The organism is Paenibacillus oryzisoli (genome assembly GCF_050467285.1).
Taxonomy (GTDB): Bacteria; Bacillota; Bacilli; order Paenibacillales; family NBRC-103111; genus Paenibacillus_E; species Paenibacillus_E oryzisoli_A.
On sequence record NZ_JBCMUN010000019.1, the window covers coordinates 124,397 to 150,205 of the forward strand.

Consider the following 25,809-nt stretch of genomic DNA (forward strand, 5'->3'; position numbering starts at 1 on the left):
CGTCAGTCACCCGCGGCTCAGCCAAGTCCCCCGTCAAGGATACAGCAAGACGGATCTCTCCTCAGGCAGTCTTTCATAATTCTTTCAGAGGGATCTGTTATTCTGAGAAGCGGCCAATATATAAGAATAATTGCTGATCATACCGAAGTGAGGGATGTTGATTATGAAAAAATGGTTTCTGGCATGCTTGATCGCGATGGGCATGCTGCTGGGTTCGTTGGCGCAACCCAAACAGGTTGACGCGGCAAGTCCGATATTATTCAGTGAGGTTGATTCGTATAATTATACGAACGTGGCTTTGGACTCGGATGGCCGAATATGGGCTTGGGGTCAAAATGAGGGCAAGTTTGGAAATGGAGATAAAGCTGCTTGGTCGTTTACACCGCAGCGTATTTCAGTAACTGAAGGCGGATCCGAGGTGGTATTTAAGCGCGTGCAGGTTGGTATTAGCTATGCGATTGCGCTGGATATTCAAGGGAACATATGGGTAACAGGGAGTAATGAGTATGGCCAGCTGGGAGTTGGTGCTGGCACGACGGAGTTATTGTCTTGGACAAAGCTAGGGCTGCCCGTCACGTTCACAGAAGTGGACGCAGCACGTATTACAATGGCGGCTATAGATAGTGATGGGTATATATGGATGTGGGGGGCTACGTTTAACGCATCTACAAGAGTTTATGACGCTGTGTATACGCCCACCAAACAAGCATATGAAGAAAGTGGAACTCCAATTAAATTCTCAGACATTAGTATGAATGAGACGCACGGGATTGCGCTTGATGTGAATAAGAAGGTATGGACGATTTATAATTTTTCCCCTACGTTGTCCCCTTTGCCGGGAAGCTTTACATCCATTTCAACGGGAGGCACGTATGGATTTGGCGGTAATTTCTCTGTTGCCCTCGATGCGAGCGGAGATTTATGGACTTGGGGGTCGGAGGTGTATGGCTACCAAGGAGAATTCGGCAACGGTGATCAGTCAGGGACGCTTGTTCCCAGTCCGACCCGGATTTCCGTATCCGATAACGGATCCCCTGTGAAGTTTAAGCAAGTACATGCGGGGGTCAAGTATGTGCTCGCGCTCGATACGAACAATACGCTGTGGACGTGGGGGCAGAACACCAGCTGGCAGTTAGGCGACGGGACAACGAGCAATCAGTATGTGCCACATAAGCTGCCTGTGTCACTGGATGGGAACCCGGTTCAATTTCAACTGGTGTATGGCGGTCAAGACGCGTCTTATGCGGTCGATACGAATGGCCGGATGTGGGCCTGGGGAAAACAGCAGTTTTTAGGGCTTGGTTTGAGCGGTCAACAGACAACGCCTGTCCGTTTCTATCTGCAGCCAGGCGTGACATTGACAAGTTCGCCGAGTTCATCCACGTATCTTCAACAGGTTACGCTGAAAGCGAAGATTACGGGGGACTACTTTACGCCTACAGGGACAGTTGAGTTTAAAGATGGTGTTACGACGCTGGGCAGCGCCCCTGTAAATGGAAGCGGCGAGGCACAGTTGAATATCTCGAATCTGACGGAAGGCAGTCACTCTTTAACAGCCGTTTATTCGGGGGATGCCATCTATGCAGCCAAAGTTCCAACGGCATCTTCTTATACCGTTACGAAGCCAGCGGCGCCAAACATCCAGATTACACCTTCTTCGACGGCGAACACTGCAGGCCCCGTCACACTGACTGTAGCAGTACAGGCGAACGGGGATGGCAACTCGATCGTGAGCACAAAATGGTTGTCGGGGAATCAGGACGTTTCGGCCTTTGCAAGCGCGGGGACGAATGTCACGAGTGGAAGCTTTGTAGTATCCAATGGAGGAGACTATACCATTTATGCCAAGGACGCGGTCGGGAACGAGAAGGTTACCGTGTATAAGGTAATGAATATGAACAGCGACATCAGTCTGACGACTGCAAACTTTGATAAATATACCGGATCGGCCGACTATACCGATATAGCGACAACGATAACGTTCAAGGGAAATACGCTTGCGAGCATCAAGAACGGTACAGCGGCACTAGCGTTAGGAACGGATTATACGGTGAGCGGCAGCATGGTAACGATCCGAAAAGCATACCTTGCCTCGCAATCCACAGGCACGGCCATGTTAACGTTTGCATTCAGTGGAGGAGCCGTGAAGACGCTGAAAGTGTCGGTAAGCGACACCACGCCGAGCATCAGCCCGGCGACCGCGGGCTTTGACAAGTATGCCGGGGCCGCTGGTTATGCGGATGTGGTTACAACAATGACGTTGAACAATGATACGTTAACTAGCGTCAAGAACGGTACAGCGACACTAGCGTCGGAAACGGACTACACGGTGAGCGGCAGCATGGTTACGTTTGCGAGCGCTTATCTTGCTGCGCAGCCGACCGGCACGACAAGCCTGACGTTCACGTTCAGTGGGGGAGCGACGCAAAACTTGGACGTGTCGGTAAGCGATACGACGCCGAGCATCAGCCCGGTGGCGGCGAGCTACGACAAGTATACAGGAGCTGCCGGCTATGCGGATGTAGTCACAACGCTGACGTTTAATCATGATACGCTCGCGAGCATTCAGAACGGCGAAACGGAACTGACTGCCGGAACGGATTATACAGTGAGCGGCAGCACGGTAACGCTAGCAGCCGCCTACCTTACTGAGCAGCCTGTTGGCCCGATCAGCCTGACGTTCACGTTCAGCGGGGGAGCGACGCAAAACTTGGACGTGTCGGTAAGCGATACGACGCCGATAATTACCACGCCGACCGCGAGCTACGACCGGTATTTGGATCGTCAGCATGATCTCGTCACAGCGTTGAATTTGTACAATGACACGCTGCTCAGCGTTATCAATCACAGTTCTCCACTGACAGCTGGAGTGGATTATACCTTGGATGGCAGCACCCTGACGATTGCAGAAGCGTACCTGGCCGCGCAGCCGAATGGCGTGACGAATTTAACGTTCACATTCAGTGGAGGGGCCGAGAAGGAATTGACGGTATCGATCCTGGATACAACGCCATCCAGCGATGATGGAAGCTATACACCCCCATCACCGCCGGTCAATGGAAATCCGGCTCCGGCGTATCGCCTGGAGGAAGATCCGCGCCTCGGTGTGATTTTGTACATCGATACACCTATGCTCGTTAATCAAACAAAGCCGGATGGGACGACGATTCAGAAAGTCCAAATTCCGGACAACGTCGCAAATGAAGCGGCCAACTTACTGGCACACGCAGCGCGTCCACACCTGATTATTCGTACGGCGGACACAGCAGGCGGTGTACAGGTTGAGCTGTCGGGAAGTGCGATGGAAACTATCTCGCGTGCAGTGTCTGGCACTGTGGTAGAACTAGCAGGGCGGCATGCCAGGTTGGAGCTGCAAGCAGGTGGATTTGATCTGGCAAGCCTGGCCAAACGCATGGGTGTAGCGATCGCAGATTTGAAAATCGTAACCACGATGGAGCAAGTCGGCAGCAATATTGTGAAGCAATTGCAGCAAGTGGGCGTCGATGGCGGGTTTCAGGTCGTCGGCACGCCGGTCAACTTCCAGATCCACATCGAAGCGAAAGGTCAGCGCATAGCGCTTCGGGATATGGGCGGCATGTACCTCGTACGAGCCATTATTCACGATGCCGATACCGTGCCGGGGCACGTCCTCGCAGTCTTTTTCGATCCAGCGACAGGGAGCGTAGTACCCGTACCGAATAAGCGGATTGTGCGTGAAGATGGGCAAGTGGAAGTCGAGCTGCAAGCGCCGAACTTCAGTATTTACAGCATGGTCAGCACGTCAAAGCGTTCTTTTTCCGATTTGCAGGGGCATTGGTCGGAGCAGGATGTTGAGCTGTTGGCTTCCAATCTGGTCGTCAATGGGGTGACGAACGACCGCTTTGCGCCGGATGTCAGCATCACGCGGGCAGAGTTTGCTTCGCTGCTTGTACGTGCAATGGGCATGTCGGCGGAAGAAGATCCGGCTTACCGCAGCTTCGCTGACGTCGCCTCTGATGCATGGTACGCCTTGCCGGTGGAAGCGGCATCGAAGGCGGGATTGATTGAGGGCATCAGCACAACTGAATTTGCCCCGAATGCGCCGATTACCCGCGAACAGATGGCGGTTATGATCGCAAGGGCGCAGGCGCTTGTCCGTACTTTGCAAACTGTGCCCAGCAGCGCAGATAACAGGCCGCCGCATACGCAGACGTTTGCCGATGCACACACGATTTCGGCGTGGGCGTTTGACGCTGTGGAAAAGGCGGTTGCATCCGGTATCATGGATGGACTCGAACAGGCCCATTTTGCACCGGCAGACTTGGCTACACGGGCACAAGCGGCAACGATTTTGAAGCGGTTTATGCAGAATGTTGGGTTTATTGAGGGATGATGGGCAGCGCCGGTAATGCATAGTTTAGCCTTATAGAAACTGCCTCCACGGTCGATATAGGAAAGAGGGCATATACTTCGAATGAAAATCGACTAGGGGAACTATTCTAATGGCTGAAATAATGCAAACGATGTTTATGATCGCTTCTGTGATCATGACGTGCATCATCTTTATCTTCGTGTATGGATTTAGACAAGAGCGCGGTATCCGCTATCTGATGGGTGTCATCGTGTGCCGGATTGTTTATGCAAGTGGTGTGATTCTGGAGGAATTCAGCTATAGCTTGACTGAAAAGCTGATCTTTCGCAATATTCATCAAACGGCATTAAATATGATGGTGCCATTCTTCGTCTTATTCGTACTTGAACTGGTCGCTTATGGCAAGTTATTAAGGACACGAGGGAAGAAGATTGCACTGATCGCCATTTTCGCGCTCTGGTCGGTGCTGATGTGGTGTGATTCGGTTCTCCATGTGACTTATCGCAAGATTGAACTGTATGAGGGTCATTTACTTACGACGAAAACCATCTACTCGATCACGTTCGGTATGATTTGTTATACTATCGTGGCGGCATGTTTTTATTTTCTATTTCAATATATTCGAAATATCCGTAAAGATTTGCGCAACCCGGGGATGTGGGTGCTGTTTCTGATTTCATTTACGCTCATCATCGAGATTGTCAAATTAGTCAATTCCGCATGGTCGCCATGGTTGCTTCCGATGTCGGTCTACTGTAGTTTCTTGGGCATGCTGGGGCTAATTATCGTCCTGCGATACAGGTTCTTTTCTCTCGTTCCTTTTGCTAGAAACATTGTCCTTGATACGCTTCAGGAAAGTATTCTGATTGCCAATGCGGCAGGCAAGATTATCGACAGCAACAGGCAGGCTTCCCGTTGGTTTTCAAAGTTGGGTTATGCCACGATTTCCGGCCGGAATATCTCGGAACTATTGGCGCTCTGGCCACATTGGACTGCGTTGTGCCAGTCTATGCAGCAAGGCCATATCGAGATTGACGCTTGGATGGATGGTGAAAAAAAGGTCTACCGTGTGAACGTGTACCCATTGCATACCTTACGAAGGCGGGAGCAGGGGAGTATTTCACTGATTTTTGATATTACGGAGAAGCAGCGCCATCTCGAGCAGATTGCCCAGCTCAACCAATTGAAGGATCAATTGTTTACGATTGTATCGCACGATATTCGCAGTCCGCTGGCGCTGCAATATCAGCTGGTTGAACTGCTGGAAGAAGATCGGGACAGTTTCAGTGCGGACCATCGGGAGATCGTTGAGATGCTGGGCGACCAGATTCGGAATACGCTCGGAATGACCGCTAATTTGCTAGAATGGTTTCGCAGCCAGCGGGAAGATATGGCTCTTCGTCCACAGCTATTGGCGTTGTCTGAGGTTGTGGAGGAGTGTTGTCACGTGTTGCATATCAAAAGCGAAGCCAAACAGATTAGGGTGCACAACAACATTGCCCTCGGTCTTCGTGTGGATGCGGACCGGGAAGCGCTAGGTTTAATTCTTCGTAATTTGTTATCCAACGCGATTAAATTTACAGGATTGGGCGGGTCCGTTCATGTCGATGCACAGGTATCCGGAGAGATGGTGACGGTTTCGGTCCGTGACAATGGGACGGGGATGAAAGAAGAACAGGCGCATCAGCTATTTAGCGACAAGCAGCTTGATTCCATACCCGGCACAATGGGAGAGAAGGGCGCAGGGCTTGGACTTCTCGTAAGCCGTCAATTTGTGCAGCGAAGCGGCGGAACCATGTGGGTCGAAAGCAAAGCAGGGCAAGGCAGCGTAATTTACTTTACCGTGAGAGGAGAACGGCGGGATGAAAGTTCTCATAGTTGACGACGAGCCTGCCATGCTGTTTGCGATGAAGCGGATGCTAGCGACGATGGAAGGTGTGGAGCTTATTGGCAGCTTCCAGCATGCGGACGGGGTACTGGACTTCGTGCGGAACGTAGATGTGGATTTAGCATTTCTGGACATCAAGATTGCAGAAGATGACGGATTAGAGCTGGCCCGCCGCTTGCGTTCGCTTCGTGCGGAGCTGGACATCGTGTTTACGACCTCGCATTCCGAATTTGCGCTTCATGCTTACGATGTGTATCCCTTGGATTACATGGTTAAGCCGATTTCCAGAAAGCGCCTGGCTCAGACAGTTGCTCAAGCATCTGGCAGACACAGTGCTGCTTCTGATGACGCTGGCAGCCACACGTTAAATCGATTGACGGTTCGGGGACTGGGGTGCTTGGAAGCCAGTAGCAAGCAAGCGGGTGCTGTGAAATGGATGTCCAAAAAAAGTATGGAATTATTCGCTTATTTGCTCGTTAACCGGGGGAGAGGTGTAACCAAAACCCGGATTTTGGAGGACATTTTCCCGGAGCGTCCTCTAAAGAATGCTGAAGCGTATCTCCATACGGCGGTTTATCAACTAAGGAAAGCATTGGCACCGCATGGGTGCAAGGATATGGTCATTTCAGCACAAGAACTGTATCGCATAGACCTGAATCACGCAGATGTTGATTTTATTCAATTTGAGCAGGGCGTTAAGGAATTGTCCGAAATCGGCGAAGCGAATATAGCGGTGGCTATCGATCTGGAGCAACAGTTCGGGGGAGAACTGTTTGAGCATCATTCCTTTGTGTGGGCAGTTGCTGAATATGAGCGAGTAGCCATCCTCTACGATTCCTTTGCTAAACGTATCGCCAACTGGCTGCTAGCTCAGAAGCAAGGGAGAAAAGCCGTGCAAATTGCGAAAAGGCTTGTTTCCCGCAATGAATTTGAAGAAGAATCCAACCTTCTCCTGCTGAAAATATACGGCTCCTTGGGGGACCGACAGTCCCTGCATCATCATTACAAGCACTACGAACAGCTGCTGCTTCAAGAGCTTGGTATACAGCCCTCGTTGATGGTTCAACAGCTATATGAACAGTATCAGTGATAACAAACAAGGATGAACCGAGGCTATCGGTTCATCCTTGTTTGTTCAGCTTCCGTACGAGCGGCAGGAAGATCACGTCCACGATCTCGATAACCGCCTCATCGGTCAGCGGTGTGTGCGTCGTGAGCAGCTCAAGTCGCACCAGGTCAATGGGAAGGGTGATGACGCGTTCCGTCAGTTCTTCGAGCTTCAGCTCGCCGCGCCGCTCAGCGTTGCGCAGGATGTTCGTCATGGCCTTGGAGAGCGGATCTTCGGATCTCGGCGGCAGTGTCATTTTAGAATGAAGCTCGTCCCCGTGAAATTCGACCATCAGGCCGTGAATCGTCTCGGCCCCGATCATTTGCATCGGTTTGATGATTCCGTCCAGCAAGGTGAGTACGTCTTCTCTCAGGGTGCCCGTATCGGGAGCTTCAATAGATGGCTTGGGTGCATGCTTCATCAGAGCGGCGACGATCAATTTCGCCTTGTTCGGCCACCGTCGATAGACGGCGGTCTTATTCGTCTTCGCCCGAGCGGCGACAGCCTCCATCGTCAGTCGGGAATAGCCAGTCTCCGCCAATTCCTCCCACGCGGCGGACAGGATGGCATTTTCCAGCACGTCTCCACGTCTTCGCGATCCGCTCGCTTGTTGTTCCTCGCTATTCTTCTTGTGATCTTGTGACTGTTCCGTCATATCGGTTGTCCTTCTCCCTCCCGCGATGTATTTCCGTTCGTTCATTCTGTCCCTGTAAATAGTATATTGCATTTTCACTAGAAAGGTAATATGATTGTAATCAATTAAGGTACGGTACGTACCGTACCTAATAAAACTAGAGAGGTGAGCAACGATGGCAAAAAGCCAAGCGGAGGCAATCAAGCCTCCCAAAGAAAAAATCGACCCGGGTATTTTGAAAGTTGCACTTATTCTTGTTTTCGGCGCTATCGCGTCTCAGTTGGACTCAACGATGGTCAACGTGGCGATCAACACGCTCGCGTTAGACTTGCACAGCACAGTGTCGGCCATTCAGTGGGTGATTACGGGTTATGTCCTGACGATGGGGCTGGCGGTCCCGGTCTCGGGTTGGGCGATTCAGCGGTTTGGCGGGAAAAACGTGTATATCTTCTCCCTGTGGGTTTTTCTGATAGCTTCTGTTCTCTGTTCCCTGGCGTGGAACACTGGCAGTCTGATCGGCTTCCGGTTGATTCAAGGGATCGGCGCGGGACTGCTCATCCCGACGATGCAAAATGTGCTCGTTCAATCCGCGGGCGGGCGCAATCTCGGAAGGTTGGTTGCGATTATTAGTATTCCGGCGCTGCTCGGTCCGATTCTCGGTCCGGTGATCGGCGGTCTGATTATGGATAACATGAGCTGGCGGTGGATTTTCTATGTGAACATTCCGGTCATGTTGATCGCGCTCTGGCTGTCTTGGAAGCACATCCCGAAAGACGAACCTTCCAAGAGCAAACCGAGATTCGATACGATCGGTCTCCTTCTATTGTCTCCCGCGTTCGCGGTTCTGATTTATGGCATCTCGAAGCTCAGCTCTCAGGGCGGATTATCTTCGGCGGGAGTGCTCGTGCCGCTGACGGCCGGACTTGTCCTGCTCGCCGCGTACATCGTGTATGCCTTGCGTACGAGCCAATCTCCGCTGCTCGATTTGTATTTATTCCGCTCCCGGCATTTCTTGGCGTCAAACGTCACCTTATTCCTCTCGGGCATGGTGATGAACGGTGCGCTTCTACTGCTCCCGCTGTATTATGAGCAGGTTCGCAGCGAGAGCGTGTTAATGACGGGGCTTCTTTTAATCCCGCAGGGGGTCGGGATGCTGCTCACACGGAGCTGGATCGGAGGACTTGCGGATCGGATGGGTTCTCGAAGTATCGTGCTCGGTAGTCTGACCGTGACGCTGGCAGCCAGCATTCCATTTGCCTTTGCGGGGACGGATACGAGTTATTTCTGGCTGAGTGTGGCGCAGCTTGTGCGGGGGGCGGCGTTGAACGGTATCCTGATTCCGATTATGGTGTCCGCGTATGAAGGATTACGGAAGGAACAGATTCCGCATGCAAGCATCGCGACGCGGATCTTTCAAACGATCGGGGGCGCATTCGGCTCGGCCGTCTTAGCGACCGTTATCGGACAACAAGTAACGAGTGGAACGGGAGCAAGCCTTACCGCATTAGCCCATGCGTACCAAGTTGCTTTTTGGTGGTCGGTCGGGTTTGCGGCAGCTTCCTTTGTCCCTGCGATGTTCATGTCGAATCGTAAAAAATAAAAGAGGGAAACGAATCGTGATCAGGAATACTAAGGAAAGGAGACCGTTCGTGGAAGGGAAGTGGAGATAAACAGATGTTCAATGCAGCACACATTATTTTCTATAGTACCGACGCGGAGGCGGACCGGGTTTTCATCCGGGATGTGCTCGGATTCGCTGGCGTTGACGCTGGCAGCGGGTGGTTGATATTCAAACTGCCTCCTGCCGAGATTGCTGTACATCCTACAGAGGGAGTAAGCAAGCACGAGTTCTATTTGATGTGTGAAGACATCGAAAAAACAATGACGGAATTATCCGCGAAGGGCGTGACAATCTCGGAGCCAATCAGCAACCAGAGATGGGGGAGGCTTGCCTCTATTAAGCTTCCTAGCGGCGCTGATCTTCCTCTCTACCAGCCGCTTCATCCCACAGCTTACGATCTAGAGGGGTGAGTGAAGACCAAAATGTTAAGATAAGGCCATCCGCTCAAGGATGGCCTTGGATTTGCCGTGACAAGCAGGTAAAGCGCTTAAGCAACGGCAAGTTTCTAAGAGATTATCCGACTCATTTTGTATATGGAGAGGAAACAAGGAGATTTAAAAAATGCCTTTGTTCTATGCTTAGCTTACCGGATAGAAAAATCCCCTTTCAGTTCCAGAGTGTTCATCATTTGACCAAGATAATTTGATAAACTCCTCGTTAACTGAGCCAATCATTAGTACATCCGCCTTAGGGTAGGAAATCTTAATTTCAATTTGGTCACCATTAAGTCTATAGTGGCCTGTTGTAATTTCATCACTTTTACCATCCTTAGTTTCTACTCGGCCGTCATCGTAGAAATAATAATAGTATTCATAATGTGAAATATCGTCAACATCATTATTAAAGTCGTCTGTCAAAGTTCTATAATAACCATCGTATCTGACACGTGCAGATTTGCTTGAGGATTTTGTAGTTTTTGCTTCATCAATGACTTCTTGGGTAAGATTAGTACCCAATATTTCTTTAGCAGAATACAAGAATTGAGAAAACGTATACATCCAAAAGTCAACTCTCGCAATATCATTTATTTCCTTAATTAAGTCCTCTTTAGGTCTATCAATTCTTGTTTCACTACCTCGCTTATATTGGTAACACCAATCCTCTTTAACATCATTTGTAATGAAAACAATAGCTTTTCCTTTTTGGTTGGCATAGTCTATTATTTGCTTCCAAATAATTAAATCACCATATTTCTGTATGCCTTCTTTTTTTGTCCCATCTTTATAACCTGGTGGAATTTGATTTCTATAGCGAATTTCCCCTTCATTCACAATCTCAAGTAACTTTGTATAACTATATTCTTTTCCTACTTCAAAATATTTGTTAAATGATTCAAGAACATCATCTTGCTCAGCGAAAGCATTAATTTCATCCTCGCGTTTTTTAAATTCTGATTCAACTTTAGATTTGAAATCAAAAAATAAACTTTCAAATTTTTTACAAGAATCATCGAAATCTAATGGAATGGTATTATCAATGTATGGATGAGTATCTTCTTTTTTTGTGTGATTGATAAAATCAGCAATTCTACTTTTAATGTCTTTTATGTTATTTTCAATTGTTTTGATCTGGTCACTTTCGAGTTTCTTATATTTTTCCTCAATTGGTTTTTTTAAAGTACTCTCTCTATTTTTTAAATACTCGAATTCAACGTGGTTGGGGATCCATAACCTTCCGAGTAACTTCTTGAACGTACTATCAAATATCTCTTGCTGGGATTTTTTTGAAAAGTAATAAAATTCTAAAAGCGCCGAGGTATCAAAAACAAAGACACAATCCTGCCACATATTTTTTTCCCGTTCAACAGATGGTTTAAAGTAACTTTCTATTTTTTCAGTTTTCATTCAATAGACCCACTCTCTAAGACATCATTCACATTGGTAAATATTATCATAAATTTAGGGGTGAGGAGTAAATATTAATTTCTGCAGAATTATCCGTTACAACCAAGCGAACCCTATCACAAATAGGCGGCAAGTTTTTTATAATGTGTAATTATGGTAAAGTAATTTTAGGCTCGTACTAAAATGAAAAAGAGGGATGAACATGTCCTATATCGTCGATTTTAAAAAAGTGTCCACGGTCGGTTTAGAGTCCTCACCTGTAGCAGAGGCGCTTGCTGGTTTGCGTGCCAATGAAGCCCGTTATTTTATGAACAAATACAAGCATGAATTTACGGTTGTACCGGCTAGTGAAAGTCAGGAGACCCTTGAGTATGTGAACCGCGTTTTGAAAGAGCGTGATATTGCGTTTGCGGCCAAACCTTTAGAAACGTCGCGTTTTCAAGTGGAAAATATAAAATTTGCTTACGTATTCTATGAGGATGGTCTTTCGATCAACGTCATGTATACGGTGGATGACCCGAAAAAGCGGGCCGTTGGGTTTAAGCTTTCTGAGGGGATGGAGGTACCGCAGGAGCTAGAAGGGAAGTTTAAGTTCGCTAGGCAGAAGTCTGCCTTGGCAGGAACGATTCGGGGTTCGTTTTTTGTGATCAAAGGCGAATATTAAGAGAGTCGTCGTAAAAGGAATAAGGAGCAGTTGCCTAAGGGCAGCTGCTTTTTTTTTTGGGGGATAGAAGGGGATATCCAAATACTTCCTAGTATTCGACATATTTTTATTCAAAAAATGACACTATTTTCATCTTGCATCTATTAAAATAGTCGTGCAGTACTATAAAACTAAAACTGAGTGGGTAATTGGATTTAATAAAAGGTATATAAATTCCCAAATATTGGTTTAACGCACTTTTATATAAATTTCAAAAGGAGGATGCTAGCTTGAACAGCAGAATGCGATTAAGCAAGAGACATCTAGAGAAACCGAGGGGGAAGATGCCACAGTTCGTGGTGGTTTTTATTCTACTTGCGTGTATAGGGGCGCTATTGCCGCTAGGCGTGAAGGCCGCGGGTCCTGTTGTAAGTGTAACTGCGGAATCATCCACGGTGAGCAGTGGAGAGGCCGTCAATATTAACGTCCAGACCACGGATGTTCCTCGTATATATGGATACAGCTTCACATTGGTTTACGATACAGCCAGATTGCAATTGGAATCGACCGCGGGTGGTCCGGCAGCTGGAGCTGGCCTGATTCTAGGCTCTGATGCACTAGTTGTCATTAATGAAGAAACATCGCCTGGCCGGATTGAAGTTGCTGCTGTTCGGGGAAGTACCGGTGCGGGGGCATCCGGGCAGGGTAAATTAGCCGGGTTCCGATTTAAGGCTTTAACCGAGGGCGATACAACGGTCCAACTTGAAGATGTTCAGCTTGCCAACAGTGCGGCTTCGGCTATAGCGGAGGTAACGGGCTCGGGTGCGCAGGTTGCCTTGAAGGTGTCCGCCTCTCAAAGTGGAACCGGTGGTACTGGCGGCCAGACGGGGACTGGAACCGGGGATCAGACCGGCAACCCAACCGGGGGCCAGAGTGGAACTCAGACTGGAACCCAGAACGGAGCTCAAACCGGGACTCAATCCGGAACCCAGACGGGGACGCAGGGCGAGAATACGACACAACCTTTGCCAGTTGTAGACCTCGGGCAGGCCACTGTTTCAAAGACGAACGTGGATGCCGGAACAGGACATGCCACAGTTACGGTGACGTTTGACCAGGCTGGAGCTGACGCGGTACTGGATGGGCTGGCCGGCCCAAGCATCTTGCGCATCGATGTCGCGGAGCCTGGCGATACGATCCAGGTTGAAGCGAGCGCTTCCATCGTTGAGCGCGCCGCCGAACGCCAGACCGATCTGGAAGTTGTATCCGGTAGCACCGGATTTCGGATTCCTGCATCGGCGATTGACTTGAAGGCGTTAGCCGCGGCTCTTGCTAAAGATGGCGGTACTCCGCCGGCGCCTGGGCAGATTGTCGTACGGATCGTCATGGAGCCGCCGCCTGCAGCCATAGCAGACGCTGCAGCCCAACGGGCGGAGGCCGAGGGTTTGCAGACGGCGAGCCGCCCAATGGACTTCCGGATCGAGGCGTCGGCAGACGGCCGGGTCGTCACCACCCGAACATACGGATATAGCTTCGCCGAACGTACGGTGCCGCTCACGCATACGGTTGATCCCGCTCTTTCTACCGGCGCTTATTTTGACGGTACAGCGTATCACCATGTGCCAACGCTGTTCACGACCGACACGGACGGCAATCAGAGTGCAGTGATGCGGCGGAACGGCGACAGTGTCTATGTCGTGGTGGAGCAGACGCGGACATTCGCGGACATCCGCGATCACTGGGCCCGTTCCGACATCGAGTCCATGACCTCGAAATTAATTGTCACCGGGCAGGAGGAAGGGCGGTTTAACCCTGACGGCAACGTTACCAGAGCAGAGTTCGCAACGCTGCTAGTTCGGGCGCTCGGTCTGGAGGGCCAGGCTGTTCCATCAGCGGCTCCGGTATTTGCGGATGTTGCTGCTGCTGATTGGTACCATGACACAGTTCGCTTAGCCGCGTTTTATGGACTGGCCAATGGGTATCCAGGCGGAACATTTGCGCCGGACGCGCCGATCAACCGGCAGGATCTGGCTGTGATGGTCGGCCGAGCGATGGATATGGCCAACAAGAAAGCCGTGCTCCAGCCGAATGAAGTACAGGCAGCCCTTTCCCGTCTGGCTGATCGCGATGCGATCGACGGCTGGGCTAGCTCCGCTATAGCCCGGGCTGTGATGACGGGTGTGGTCACGGGCTATACCGATGGCAGCTTCCAGCCTTCCGCTTCTGCGAATCGAGCTGAAGCCGTCGTGATGATCCGGCGGTTTCTGACCGCTGTGCAATTTATTAACGCCACCAAGTAGAAAAGGGGATGAAGACTGGTGCACCGCATGTTGAATCGGTTATTCAATCGCTCTCGCCGTTTAATCGCAAGCGTCCTTATCGCGTTACTGCTAACGGGCATGGTTCCGGAAGCTTTCTCTGTTGACAGCGCTGTCGTCAGCGCCGCAGCTTCAGACGAAGTTTCGTCTCCGCTCCCACGTGGAGAACAGGCCGACCTGGCAGTCCAGACCATTACCTCGGCAGGGACACTGACGGTTACTCAAAACAACCCCTACAGTTCAGTCCAGCTGCCCTATTACCATACGGGGGCAGCCCCGGCCCTAGTCGAGATAGAGCTTGCTACGGCCAGCAGTGCCGTAGGTGGTCTCTCCCTGCTCAGCAGTCATCAGATTGCATCTCCCGCTAGTCCGGGTCAGTGGGATTATGATATGGATGTACCGTGGCTTAGACTTCCTTTGGCACCTGCAGGAAGTCATTACATCACCACCGGCTTCGTGCTGCCTGGGCAGAATTTAATAGAGATTTCTGCTGTGCTGTTCGGCGGAGGGCTAACTGATTCTGGCCAGGAGCCGTACGTCACCGGGGATCTGCCATATACCGTCACCATTCGGCCAAGGACCCCTATGCCAGCAGAAGGCATGACCCTGGACATGGGGACGTTCCCAGCCAAGCAAGCCTTCCTTGGCTCCATCGAAATGAGCAGCAGCAGGCGTTTTACCCTGAATACGTCCGGTCTCTACCGGCTATCAGCTTCTGCCCTGGTTGGACACACATCCGTTCAGTTGAGTCGGATCAGTGGGACCTTTCCCGACGAGAGCATCGTAGAGATGCTTAGTGCGAGTCTGATCGCCGGCCAGAAGTATCCCTTTTATCTCACGGCAGGTGAATGGGAGTTGACCCTTCAGCAATCCAAACCCGGAGGAGCTGAGGAACCGCTCCCTGCGGACCCGGGCGCCATGCTGTCGGCATCCGTCTCCATGATGCCGTGGACACAGGCCGATGACCCCTCGAATGGGGGGCTGGAAATCGTGACTTCAAAAGATTTTACACTCAAAGTACCGCCTACTCTGGTTGGCCCCTACTTGTTCACCGCGAGTTCAGTCACGAACGCCACTTACAACACCGCAGCCAGCCTAACCATCGGTGGGAAAACCCGCACCTTGACAGGGGGCGCTACGGAGACGTTTGTCCAGAACTTGGGGGGCGGGGAAATTCTCTCGTTTGACGGATCCACGGCGATAAAAGAAGGCTATCAGGTCGCAATCCGTCCACTGAGCAACCTGGGCGAAGATCCGCTCACCCTGCAGGGAACAGTGGCCGTGGAGGATCCGGATTCCTACGCTCAGCCAGACGGCTTGTCGCTCTATATGCCGCGTCAAGGCTGGTATCCGGTGCAGGCGAGGTCAAGTGCGGAGAAGGCAAGCTTGACCTGGGGCTCACTTGTGTTTCCCGTTCACGGTACAGATAGTGCCGGCGGCAGCGCTCCTGCTCCACTTTTGCCGATCGCCGGAGGCCCTTCTACGCTGACAGTTTATCCGGGGGCACCGCTTCGGGCAACCTGGCAGCTTGATGTGGGCAAAGGACAGCTTTATCCAGGTCGGTCGGTTAATTTACAAGGGCAGCTGCTTCCGGATGAGGTGCTGCAGGTTCCGCTCCTACTCGGTATTCATCAACAAACCAGCGTGGACTTGCAGGTCGCTTTAAATGGTCCCGATGGATCCTACGCAGTACTCTCGCTGGGTTGCGGGGGCATATATGGCGGCAGTGCTTGCTGGCAGCAGCCGATCTTCGGCATGGATGCCCAGTCAACCGCCGATAAAGACGAGCGCCTTTATGCGAATAGCCTGGAAAAGCTTTACTCCGATAACGGGTACGTGAAACTCGTACGAAACGATAGCGTCGCGGGTCCGTTATCCTACACGATCTCAATGACCCTTCCTGAAGTCAGGGAGGTCGTGATTACGAAAGTGGACGGAAGCGGGTCCGTTAAAGTGGATCAAGCCGGCCCGATTGAAGTACCGCTCGGGGAGCCGATTGATCTCGATGCACGGGACTATGCAGAAGGTTTAGATCCCAATAACAATGTCACGGGCCGCAGTCTGAATGTGACTTGGAGCGTAGCCAGCAATGGCGGACAGGCAACCATTGACCAATGGGGCCATCTCGTGGCTCAGGGCGCAGGTGATGTGACGGTCACGGCGACCTACACGGACGAGCCGGGGATCGCTGCTGCAACTCGCGTGATTCGCATTAAGGGTGCGACGCCGCCAGAGGTGTCCGCTAGTGCAAACGCCGACTGGCAGGTGCCGGGGAAGTGGATCATCAGCGGCGGCGCTTCGGTGCTGGAGCCTAAGCAGGTGACCAAACTGGAAGTCCGGTTGGCCGGTACGAATGACTGGGTCAATCTGACAGCGCCTATAGCGGAGAACCTTGGGAAAGCTTATGCCGGCTTTTCGACCGATCCTGTTGCCTTGTTCCCGGGGCTGGCTCAGGGTCGATATACGTTTGAACTTCGCGCGACAGATAATGTAGGCGGAGTCAATACCGGCACCGCTGAATTTATGGTAGATAGTACTCCGCCGACCGTAACAGGCATGGAAGCCCGCCAGTCCGAGGACGGCAGCGGAGAGGTCGTTCCTGCCCCTGGTCCTCTGGACACGGCCCATCCGATTAGCTTCACAGGTGTGGCTGCGGATATGGCAGGGCAAGCTGCAGGCAGTTTGGCTCGCGTGGAGTTCGGCTACCGGCTCAAGGGAGCCTCGATCTGGCAAGACATTGGTTCCACTTGGTTTGATCCCACAACGGGGATACAGTCGCCCGTCTTCTGGCAGGCGACGAATCTGCCAACCGCAGATTATGAGATAAGAGCCATAGCGGTGGATTTGAGCAACAATCGCTCTGAAGCAAAGATCACAACCTATCATCTTAGCGGCGGCAGCGCAGACACGACACCGCCGCAGTCTCTGAGATTGACGTTGAACTCAGACGCCGACGGATACTATGACCAAGACTATAAAATTTACGTGCGCGGAACCCAGACTGTTTATTTTGATGCGTACGATGACGGCATTGGTCTCGCTTCTGCTCAGGTAGAAGAGCGTCTCTCGACAGGTGTTGATGCGGAAGGACAGCGAATCTGGGGAGAATGGAACCCTATCGGTTCCGAAGTCGATTGGCCTGGAGTCGGCGTGACTTGGCAGGGCGCCATGGACGTTAGCCAGTTGGTGGATGGCCTCTACCAATTTCGGATGGTTGCGAAGGACCTCGCCGGTAATGTCAGTTATGGAACAGTCGACGGCATTTATTCGAGTGGGCTCATAGAAGCGGTGGTGGCGACAGGAGAGCCGGTTGACCCGTCTGAGCTCTCAGCCGCCTACCTGCCGCCGGATGAGGTGAATCCAGCCCCTCGCGTAGAGCTGCAGTGGCCGGCGGTGCGCATCGTCAATGAGTATCAAGTGGAGCGCCAGGTTGTTCCTCAAGGTGGTGAGCCAACGGCCGAAGAATGGCAATATGCCGGGCGCGTCACTCAGATCAAGGAGCCGGTCTTTACCGATGTGCCGGACGGTCTGGCCAAGGGCAGCACGCTCTATTACAGAGTCAAGGTTCTCGATCCGTTCGACAGCCTTAGCGCAGGTAACCAAATTGCATCCGTCATCTTGGAGCCCGATGAAACGCCCCCTACGGTCGAGGCTCCGCTAGTCGGAGGGAAGATTTCGGGCGCTTCGATTCGCGGAAGGGTCAAAATACAGCTGCCATTCAGCGACAATCAAAGTGTTCGCAGGGTGATGATCAAGGTGGCGAATTCTAGTGGAACGGTCCTCACGACCCTGTCGGCTAACGCGGGTACGCACTCCGGTGAAGCCTCGGTGGATTGGGACACCACGGGCCTGCCCGATGACGAGTATGAGCTAGAAATGATCGCCGTTGACTATTGGGGTAATGAGTCCCAGCCCCTCTTCTTTAATGCCGGTGTTGACAACGCTCCGCCGGATGCGCCTGCCAGTGCTTCGGCGTCAGTGCTCGAAGGCAAGCTCCAGGTCGATATTTCCTGGACAGCCAGCCCTTCTGCCGATGCAGCGAATTACCAACTCATCCGCATCGAAGGGGCGGCCCAGTCCGTCATCGCAACGCTCCCTTCGGACACACTGACCTACTCGGATTCCGACGGCCTTGTGCCGCTGCATCGTTATCGCTATGCGGTACGGGCTGTCGATAAGGCTGGTAATGTCAGCATCGGCGCTGCAAACACCGATGAGGTGTTGGTTGGCGAAGACAAGACACCGCCTGAGGTGCGAATTCCGGTCAAGCGCGTGACGAAGCGGCTTCAGCCCCGTGCCGGCGACAACTTGCCGGTGGCACCGGTGCTGCTGACGGACGGGAACCTCTCGACGGATAATGTGGAGATTACCGATTTTTCTTGGGATCCCGGGGATAGTTATCCCGTGCTGCCAGGCCGTCGGGTCACGCATGTGTATACCGAGGCGGGTATCTATGCGGCTACTTTAAAAGCAAGAGATCATGCAGGGAACACGGGCACGGGGATGATGATCGTCGAAATCCTTGATGCGGCCAAACCGTCCGTCGTGTTAACTGTCAAAGATGTGGACACCGGTCTCCCTCTCAGCGGAGTAACCGTCGCCGTTAAGAGTTCGGACGGGACACAGACGTTGATCGCCGACGAAGAACCTTTAGAGATTTACGCCGTACCTGGGGAAACTGTGTTTCTCTCCCTCTACAAGAAGGGCTATCTAGGATCTTCCCAGCAGGTGAGCATTCCGCTGACCGGCCAGGAGCCGAAAAGCGTGTTTCTGAAGAAGGGCGAGCTCGCTGTAGGCGAACTGACCACCCGCCGGTTAACACTGGATGAGGTCAAGGCACTAGGTATCGACATCAACAAACCCGAGAATCAGAGGGTGAAAAAAATTGAAATTAAAATCTCCTGCTCGAATGGGGATCAACCTTGCGGTGCAGGTGCAGGCGGTGGCGATGGGGGCGGCGGCTCTGGCTATGTGAATGCCAATGGGGATCCAGTAGGTCCAGAAGCCAATACCTGTAAGTTCAAGGAGTGGAATCCGGACACCAACAGCTTTGAGGAGAATGAGTACGGCTGCTTCTTCAAGTTGTTCGACCCGCCCGATCCTGGCAGTGGTGGCAGCGGCGGTGTGGCCCTGTTCAAGATTGACGGCGAGGCCAAGTGGCTCAAAGAGTTTTTCCGGGTAGACGCGCTGGTCTACAATCCGTCTGATTCAGGCTTTGTGATCAAACAGGGCCGGATCACGCTTGACGCCGATGGACTCGGCAACGGTCTGGCTTTGGTGGATACCCCGGAGACCGAGGCTGCCGCTGGGGTGAAAGTGCTGGATATTGAAGGTGGCAAAACCCGTCAAGTCTCTTGGATGCTGCGCGGCGACAAGGACGGCAGCTACAATATCCGCGCCCTGTTCACCGGCAACATGGAATACGGTGGAGGAAACACCGCACCGGTGCGTGTGGAGATGGCAGCCGATAAACCGCTGAAGGTATACGGCGACAAGGCCATCGAGCAGACGATCGTGGCCCCAGCCCAAATGACAGAGGGCGAGGTTGCCGAAGTGAAGGTCAAGCTGCGGAACACGACGGTTGATGCACCGGTGTATGGCCTCAGCTTGACGATGAAGGAGCCGCACCTGTTGGAACAGGACGAGAAGGCTACCCGGTCTATCGATGTCCTGCCTCCCGGCGAGACGTGGGAGACGGTCTGGCACCTGAAGGCGCCTGGCAATAAGCCGGAAGATCTGGACGGTCTCTGGGGTGATGCAGGGGAGGAGGAACTGGATCCCGTTCCGAATCCGACTCACTTTATCCGCGGCCGCGTGGTCTACCGGCCAGGCGAAGGCAAAGATTTGCCTGCTGAGGGCGCAGTCGTCCGCGTGGATGGCCGACCGGTTGCCCGGACGGGAGCAAACGGTGAATTCGAAGCCGGAACAGACAAGACCGGTACGCTTGATGTTGTAGTTGCCGGCGGCGGCTGGCGCGGTGCGTGGCACACGACGGCCTCCGTCAGTGAGAACGACCGATATGTTACCGCGGTGAAGCATCCTGATGCCACAACGGATGGAACAGGCTTCTTGATCTCACCTAGCTTGATCATCTCTTTGAAGAATAGCCTGGAGACATTGAAGAACAATGAACTGCATGATGGACTCAAAGTCATCAAGGTTGAGCAGTTCGCACTGAAAGTGCTTGATAAGGGATTGAACGGCGGCACGGAGTCCACGGGCCCTTATGAAGAGGAGACGCTTCGCCGACTGTACGCCGTTGCCAACTTCATGGCGGACAACGACCGCAGTGCCAAGCAGTTCCTGGACACAGCCGCAGACAGTATGTGGGATGGGGTTGTCGGACCGATCTCGGCCACGATCGACTCGCTGAAGGCCGGGGAGTTGGTCATGAAGAAGATGCGTGAACTTCCTTATATCCAGAACCGCAAGACGCTGGATCAAGTGTTGGAGAACGGACTGGGAGAAGGGCTCGACAGTCAAATTCAACGGGCCCGTCAGTGGGCCCAAGATCAAGTTCTCCGGCGGTTCAACAATCTTTCGTCCGAGATGGTTGAGGGTGTCGGCGAGGAGATCGCTGCTGCCATGAAGGAAGGACTGAATGAAGCGCAGACGACGCTAACCGAGAAGGTCAATGAGTTAGTGGAGACGCAAGTGACGACTCCGCTTCAGGATGCGGCTAAGACCGCTTTTAAGGACGCGATGTTTAAGGCGTATAAGGAGGGCAGCGATCAGGCGCTGGGCAATGCGCTACTGTACGCTGAACTCTCCATTTCCCCTGATGCGCAGGTGCGCTGGTGGACGCCGGATACGTACGGAGAGGTCATCAAGCGCATGCAAGACTTGAGGGGGGTATCCCAGGAGCTCAACCAAAAATTACTGGAGAAGCAGGGAAAACTTATCGCCCTTAACACGATTTCAGAGATTCTGAAAGGCGTGTCGGAGCGCTCTGAAGAGGTAGGCGAGTTCGTCAAGGAGATCGACGCTCTCCCGGCCGCACAGGCTGTTGATAAGGCCACAACGATCTTAGGCACGGTCTCCAGTATCGGTAACCTGGTAGATCAATCCCTGATCAATGGTCCGGAAATGGTGGGGGTTTCCATGAATTTGGTCCGCATGACCAGCGGCCCTCGAAGCCTGCTCTACGTCAACGAACGCGCCGCCTTCGGCGCATTCAGTCAGACCTGGACCTTCGAGAAGCCGGCTGACCAGACCGCGCCTGTTTCCCGACTCTCAGCAGGCCCGCTCTTCAACTTTATCTTGGCGCCCCTGGCTGCCGATCGGGCAGGAGCGATCAAGAAAGGCGGTATGCAGGCGACGCTCCGAAGCCCTGCAAACCTTTATGTTGTAGATGGTCAGGGGCATGCACTTGGCATCGATCCGAGCACAGGACAGGAGGTGCCGGCTGACAAGCGCATTCCGGGCGGTTACTACTCCGGCTCGGATTCAGAACCTGAAGTGATGATCGTTCCTGATCCTGGGGCTGACCTCCCTTTTGCGATGGTCGGCACAGGTGATGGCGGAGATGTGACGCTCGAGTTCACTCGATTAGGCTTCCGTTCTACGCCGGTTGGCGGGGAGGCGCCTGCAGACAAGGCGCTGGTCTTAAAAGACAACGTCGCTCCCGGACAGAAGGTCAACTTCAATGTGAGCATTCCGGATGCCGGTCAGGCGCAAAACCAAGCGCTGCCGACGATTACCCGTAACGGAACGAAGCTCCCGATCCTGACTATGGCAGGCGGCGACCCTAACGGTTCGCTTACAGCAGTGAAGGATCAGCTTCTGGATCTGTCGGTGCAGCTGGAGAATGGCTCCCCCGTGAGCAAAGTCGCTTTGAATCTGCCTTGGGATACCGCCTTGCTTGGAGACCAGCCTGAGGTAATCGCTGGCAGTGGTTGGGCATTGGAATCCGCTGCTACACTGACGGATGGCTACCTGACGGCTGTGCTGATCCGTACGGGAAGTGGCAGCGATGCGAAGTCTGAACTTGTAAACATACGTACGACGCCTGGGCAAACGGGTGAAACCTTCATCCGGCTCTCCGCTCCGCAAGTGGCCCTGTACACGGGGGATGCCGCGACCGAGCTGCTAGGCCTCGGGGCTGAGACCAACCTGACGGTCACGGACGGCACCATTGCCGTGACGGGAACCGTATCCGCCTTCTTCGGCGAATTGGTGGGCAAGGATGAGCTGACCAGCGATCCACTTAGTGCCAAGGCGGCCAGGGCCAAGGGTCTCCAGGAATACAGTGCAACGCCTGCGCGTACTGCGCCAAATGCAAAGGTGCAGTTGTGGAACATCGACGCTAGTGGGCTGAAAACCGGCGATCAGCCTGCCTTCCAGGGTCAGAGCGATACCGATGGCCGCTTCCGGATTACGGGCGTGCAGCCTGGAGAGTACTTGTTGGAGGTGACGCTGCCCGGCCTGCTGTCCCGCCAGCAGCGGGTGACACTTACGCTCGGCGACGGAAGGCTCGGCCTGATCGATCTCCTGCCTGGCGATGCCAACGGAGACGGAGCGATCGATCTGTTCGACTTCGTGTTGATGGAGCTCCATCTCGGAGACCTGAGTGCGATAACGGACGACACCCTGCGGGAGCGGCTTGGATGGCTGGATCTAAATCGCGACGGTCAGCTTTCCGCGGGTGAGGTTGAACAATTGCGGCCTTTCTTTGAGCGGCCAATTCAAGAAGATTAGGAAAAAGAAAACAAGCTGGTCCCAGTATGCTCCAGGGGCCAGCTTTGTTTAATTTTTTCGGATGAAAAATTTATCGACAAATCTCTCTTTTATATACGACAAAAGTCCTATACCCCCCTCGAAATATGGTATAATTCAGGTAACCAAACGCTTGTTTCGGCTTATTTCTCAAAGGGGGGATGATTGTGCTGTCTTATCTGCATCGTTTATTCATCATCGCATTCGGGCTGCTGGGTCTGACGCTTGCCGCTCCAGTGCTGGCTTCAGCGCAAGGTTCTCCGCAAATTGTCTCTGTCACAACTTCTGCGCACGGCTTGTTCTCGTTGGGCGCTCCAATCGACATCTACGTCACCTTCGACGCGGAGGTTGCGGTTACGGGAACACCGACAATTGCGTTAAATAACGGGGGAACCGCGCACTATGTATCTGGCGATCAGTCGAATACGTTGGTGTTTCGGTACACACCCTCACTGGGTGTGAGTATTCTCGGCCTTAACTTGTTGAACAGCAATGCGCTTTCACTTAATGGCGGTACGATCACGGATATTGTGAATAGCGTAGCTGCAGGCCTGTCGACGATAGGGCTGGAGTTAGGTTCCACGGGCGACAGTTTTGTAGATACGACTCCGCCAGTGGCAACTTTTACGGCGAATAATGGGGCTCACGCTACGAACAATAGAGCGGTTTCGCTCGTATTTACATACCTGGATGATGTCACGGTTAGCGGTGAGGTGTACCTGTCGCTTGATGGGGTAGCCTGGGGTAGCTCGCAGCCGGTAGAACCGACGACATACAGCTTGCCGGATGAGGACGGGTCCTACACGATCTACGCCAAGTTCAGGGATGAAGCGGGGAATGAGACTGCGCCTGTCTCGCAGACGATTGTGCTGGATCGTATTGCACCCGCAGCTCCTGTCATGACGCCGTCCACAACGGACCGTGCACAGGAAGTCACAGTAACCATCGTATTCTCGGGAGACACGGTGGTCAAAAGGTATCAGCTGTGGGGTGATAACATCGCTGAGTATACGGGGCCGTTCGTGCTGACATCGAATCGGACGATCTCGGCGTATGCCACGGATGAAGCCGGCAATCAGTCGAATGCTGTGCTGTACGTTGAGAATATCGATCATACGCCGCCGACCGTGACCGCCACGATCAATAGCGGTGCGCTTTGGACAAAAGACGCGGTTGTCACATTATCCTTCAACGACGGAGGAACCGGGGCAACCGGGATGAGGTTCTACTCCGATGCTGAGACGGTCTGGTCCGACTGGGAACCGTATTCGCCGACTCGACTGTACGCCCTTTCGGAAGGGGACGGCGAGAAGACGGTTCATATGCAATTTCAAGATGATTATGGCAACGAAGGCGCAGCCATCTCCCTGACGATTAACTTGGATAAGACTCCGCCAGTAGCCGCTATGATGATCAATGATGGGGCACAGCTTACGGACTCCCGCGAAGTGACGCTAGGGCTCTTTGATGACAACAGCGGTGCGATGGAGATGCAGTTTTCGGAGGATGGCATAACTTGGACGGACTGGGAGGCTTATAGCGAGACAAAGGCGTTCACGTTGCCTGACGGCAACGGTGTGAAGACGATCTATGCCAAGGTAAAAGATGCCGTCGGCAATGAAAGCGACCCTATCAACGCATCGATTGTGCTGGATGTGCCGCCGCCTCCCAATCAGCCACCGGTGATGACCTCACATGATGGGACAGCTGTCGTGAATCTCGATAGGGAAGAGAATACAACCGCAGTGACGACGATCACGGCCGAGGACCCGGAAGGGGAGTTCACTACGTTTGTCATCTCGGGCGGGAGCGATCAAGCGAAGTTCAGCATCGACGCCGTGACTGGGGTGCTGGTCTTCCTAGAGCCGCAGGACTATGAGAACCCTAGCGATACGGATGCGAACAACAGCTATGAGGTCGAAGTGACGGCCATCGACAAAAGAGGAGGTACGGCAACGCAAACGATCATCGTCCATCTGATCAAATCGCAGGACGAGCTTGCCGCTGCGGCGGTCATAGAGGATATTGATCTGCTGCCATCCGAAACGGCCTTAACGTTAGCGGACAAAACAGCGGTTGAAGCAGCGCGTGCCGCATACGACAATCTGATGCCGATTCAACAAAGTCTAGTCACGAATAGCGATACACTGCTTGCAGCGGAAGCGGTCATACAGGCACTGGAAAACGCGACAACAGAGGTCGCGATCCTATCGGCTTTCGGTGATGCGGCTGGCGATGCGATTACGCTGCGAGTATCGTCCGAGCTGGACGGCATGCATGCGATGGAGGCCAGTCGTTTCCAGATCATTGTGAATGGCGCGGTCGTCACCGCTGCAGAAGCGGCCTATGATCCAAGCGATGCCAGCGGCAGAACGATCCAACTTTGGTTCTCGTCACCGGTCCTGCTCCATGCAACGTCAGCTTCGATAACCGTGCAAAGCGGTGCTTTCAGAACGAGCACGCAGTACTTGAACGGCGAGATTCCGTATAGACCGATGAATACTTTTAAAAGTCTCGACATCACGCAAGACAACCGAATTGGCGTGGACGATATCGCCGGCATCATCCTGAATCCCGATTGGCACATGGATGTGAATGCGGACGGCCTCTTCGATCAAGAGGACGTTCAGATGCTGCTCAGTCAGATTTCACCGGTATCCGACACTCTGCGTTAGCGTCAGAAAAAG

General features: G+C 52.9%; 11 protein-coding genes. 9 read left to right on the plus strand and 2 right to left on the minus strand.

Features of this window, described 5'->3' with window-relative positions; all coding sequences use genetic code 11:
• The first annotated feature begins 163 nt into the window (after positions 1 to 163).
• The 3 genes from ABE504_RS26965 (at position 164) to ABE504_RS26975 (ending at position 7,329) form a co-directional block, all read left to right on the plus strand.
• The gene (locus tag ABE504_RS26965; protein WP_430094839.1) at positions 164 to 4,372 is read left to right on the plus strand and encodes a X2-like carbohydrate binding domain-containing protein; all 4,209 of its coding nucleotides are present in this window, start codon (positions 164 to 166) and stop codon (positions 4,370 to 4,372) included.
• Positions 4,373 to 4,481: 109 nt separating this feature from the next.
• Complete coding sequence (locus tag ABE504_RS26970) at positions 4,482 to 6,233, plus strand: ATP-binding protein (protein ID WP_430094840.1); 1,752 nt, start codon at positions 4,482 to 4,484, stop codon at positions 6,231 to 6,233.
• Positions 6,214 to 7,329 carry a response regulator gene (locus ABE504_RS26975; protein WP_430094842.1) on the plus strand — a complete coding sequence of 372 codons (1,116 nt, stop codon included), beginning with the start codon at positions 6,214 to 6,216 and terminating at the stop codon, positions 7,327 to 7,329. Before ABE504_RS26970 ends, ABE504_RS26975 begins: the two co-directional genes overlap by 20 nt.
• Before the next feature lie 31 nt (positions 7,330 to 7,360).
• Here the strand turns inward: ABE504_RS26975 and ABE504_RS26980 are convergent, their stop codons facing one another.
• Positions 7,361 to 8,002 (minus strand): TetR/AcrR family transcriptional regulator, encoded by a 642-nt coding sequence (locus ABE504_RS26980; protein ID WP_430094844.1) that lies wholly within the window; start codon positions 8,000 to 8,002, stop codon positions 7,361 to 7,363.
• Positions 8,003 to 8,156: 154 nt separating this feature from the next.
• Between ABE504_RS26980 and ABE504_RS26985 the strand changes: the two genes are divergently transcribed.
• A complete protein-coding gene (locus ABE504_RS26985; protein ID WP_430094846.1) occupies positions 8,157 to 9,581 on the plus strand; it encodes an MDR family MFS transporter in 1,425 nt (474 codons plus the stop codon).
• A 74-nt stretch (positions 9,582 to 9,655) separates the two neighbouring features.
• Positions 9,656 to 10,012, plus strand: coding sequence for a VOC family protein (locus ABE504_RS26990; RefSeq protein WP_430094848.1), 357 nt, complete (start codon positions 9,656 to 9,658; stop codon positions 10,010 to 10,012).
• Positions 10,013 to 10,180: 168 nt separating this feature from the next.
• Here ABE504_RS26990 and ABE504_RS26995 read toward each other — a convergent pair whose 3' ends face one another.
• Entirely contained in the window at positions 10,181 to 11,446 is a 1,266-nt protein-coding gene (locus tag ABE504_RS26995; RefSeq protein WP_430094850.1) for a PIN-like domain-containing protein, read from the minus strand.
• Between the two features lie 202 nt (positions 11,447 to 11,648).
• Between ABE504_RS26995 and ABE504_RS27000 the strand changes: the two genes are divergently transcribed.
• The 4 genes from ABE504_RS27000 (at position 11,649) to ABE504_RS27015 (ending at position 25,797) form a co-directional block, all read left to right on the plus strand.
• Positions 11,649 to 12,110 carry a phage tail protein gene (locus ABE504_RS27000; protein WP_430094852.1) on the plus strand — a complete coding sequence of 154 codons (462 nt, stop codon included), beginning with the start codon at positions 11,649 to 11,651 and terminating at the stop codon, positions 12,108 to 12,110.
• A gap of 269 nt (positions 12,111 to 12,379) precedes the next feature.
• On the plus strand, positions 12,380 to 14,389 hold the full coding sequence (locus ABE504_RS27005) for an S-layer homology domain-containing protein (RefSeq protein ID WP_430094854.1): 2,010 nt from the start codon (positions 12,380 to 12,382) through the stop codon (positions 14,387 to 14,389).
• Between the two features lie 27 nt (positions 14,390 to 14,416).
• Entirely contained in the window at positions 14,417 to 23,104 is an 8,688-nt protein-coding gene (locus tag ABE504_RS27010; protein ID WP_430095084.1) for a PKD domain-containing protein, read from the plus strand.
• Positions 23,105 to 23,289: 185 nt separating this feature from the next.
• The gene (locus ABE504_RS27015; protein ID WP_430094856.1) at positions 23,290 to 25,797 is read left to right on the plus strand and encodes a cadherin repeat domain-containing protein; all 2,508 of its coding nucleotides are present in this window, start codon (positions 23,290 to 23,292) and stop codon (positions 25,795 to 25,797) included.
• The last annotated feature ends 12 nt before the right edge of the window (positions 25,798 to 25,809 follow it).

Coding starts and splice junctions, on each gene's coding strand:
- ABE504_RS27010 (WP_430095084.1), top strand. CDS start 14,417: ATGTTGAATCGGTTATTCAATCGCTCTCGCCGTTTAATCGCAAGCGTC.
- ABE504_RS26975 (WP_430094842.1), top strand. CDS start 6,214: ATGAAAGTTCTCATAGTTGACGACGAGCCTGCCATGCTGTTTGCGATG.
- ABE504_RS26965 (WP_430094839.1), top strand. CDS start 164: ATGAAAAAATGGTTTCTGGCATGCTTGATCGCGATGGGCATGCTGCTG.
- ABE504_RS27000 (WP_430094852.1), top strand. CDS start 11,649: ATGTCCTATATCGTCGATTTTAAAAAAGTGTCCACGGTCGGTTTAGAG.
- ABE504_RS26985 (WP_430094846.1), top strand. CDS start 8,157: ATGGCAAAAAGCCAAGCGGAGGCAATCAAGCCTCCCAAAGAAAAAATC.
- ABE504_RS26980 (WP_430094844.1), bottom strand. CDS start 8,002: ATGACGGAACAGTCACAAGATCACAAGAAGAATAGCGAGGAACAACAA.
- ABE504_RS26990 (WP_430094848.1), top strand. CDS start 9,656: ATGTTCAATGCAGCACACATTATTTTCTATAGTACCGACGCGGAGGCG.
- ABE504_RS26970 (WP_430094840.1), top strand. CDS start 4,482: ATGGCTGAAATAATGCAAACGATGTTTATGATCGCTTCTGTGATCATG.
- ABE504_RS26995 (WP_430094850.1), bottom strand. CDS start 11,446: ATGAAAACTGAAAAAATAGAAAGTTACTTTAAACCATCTGTTGAACGG.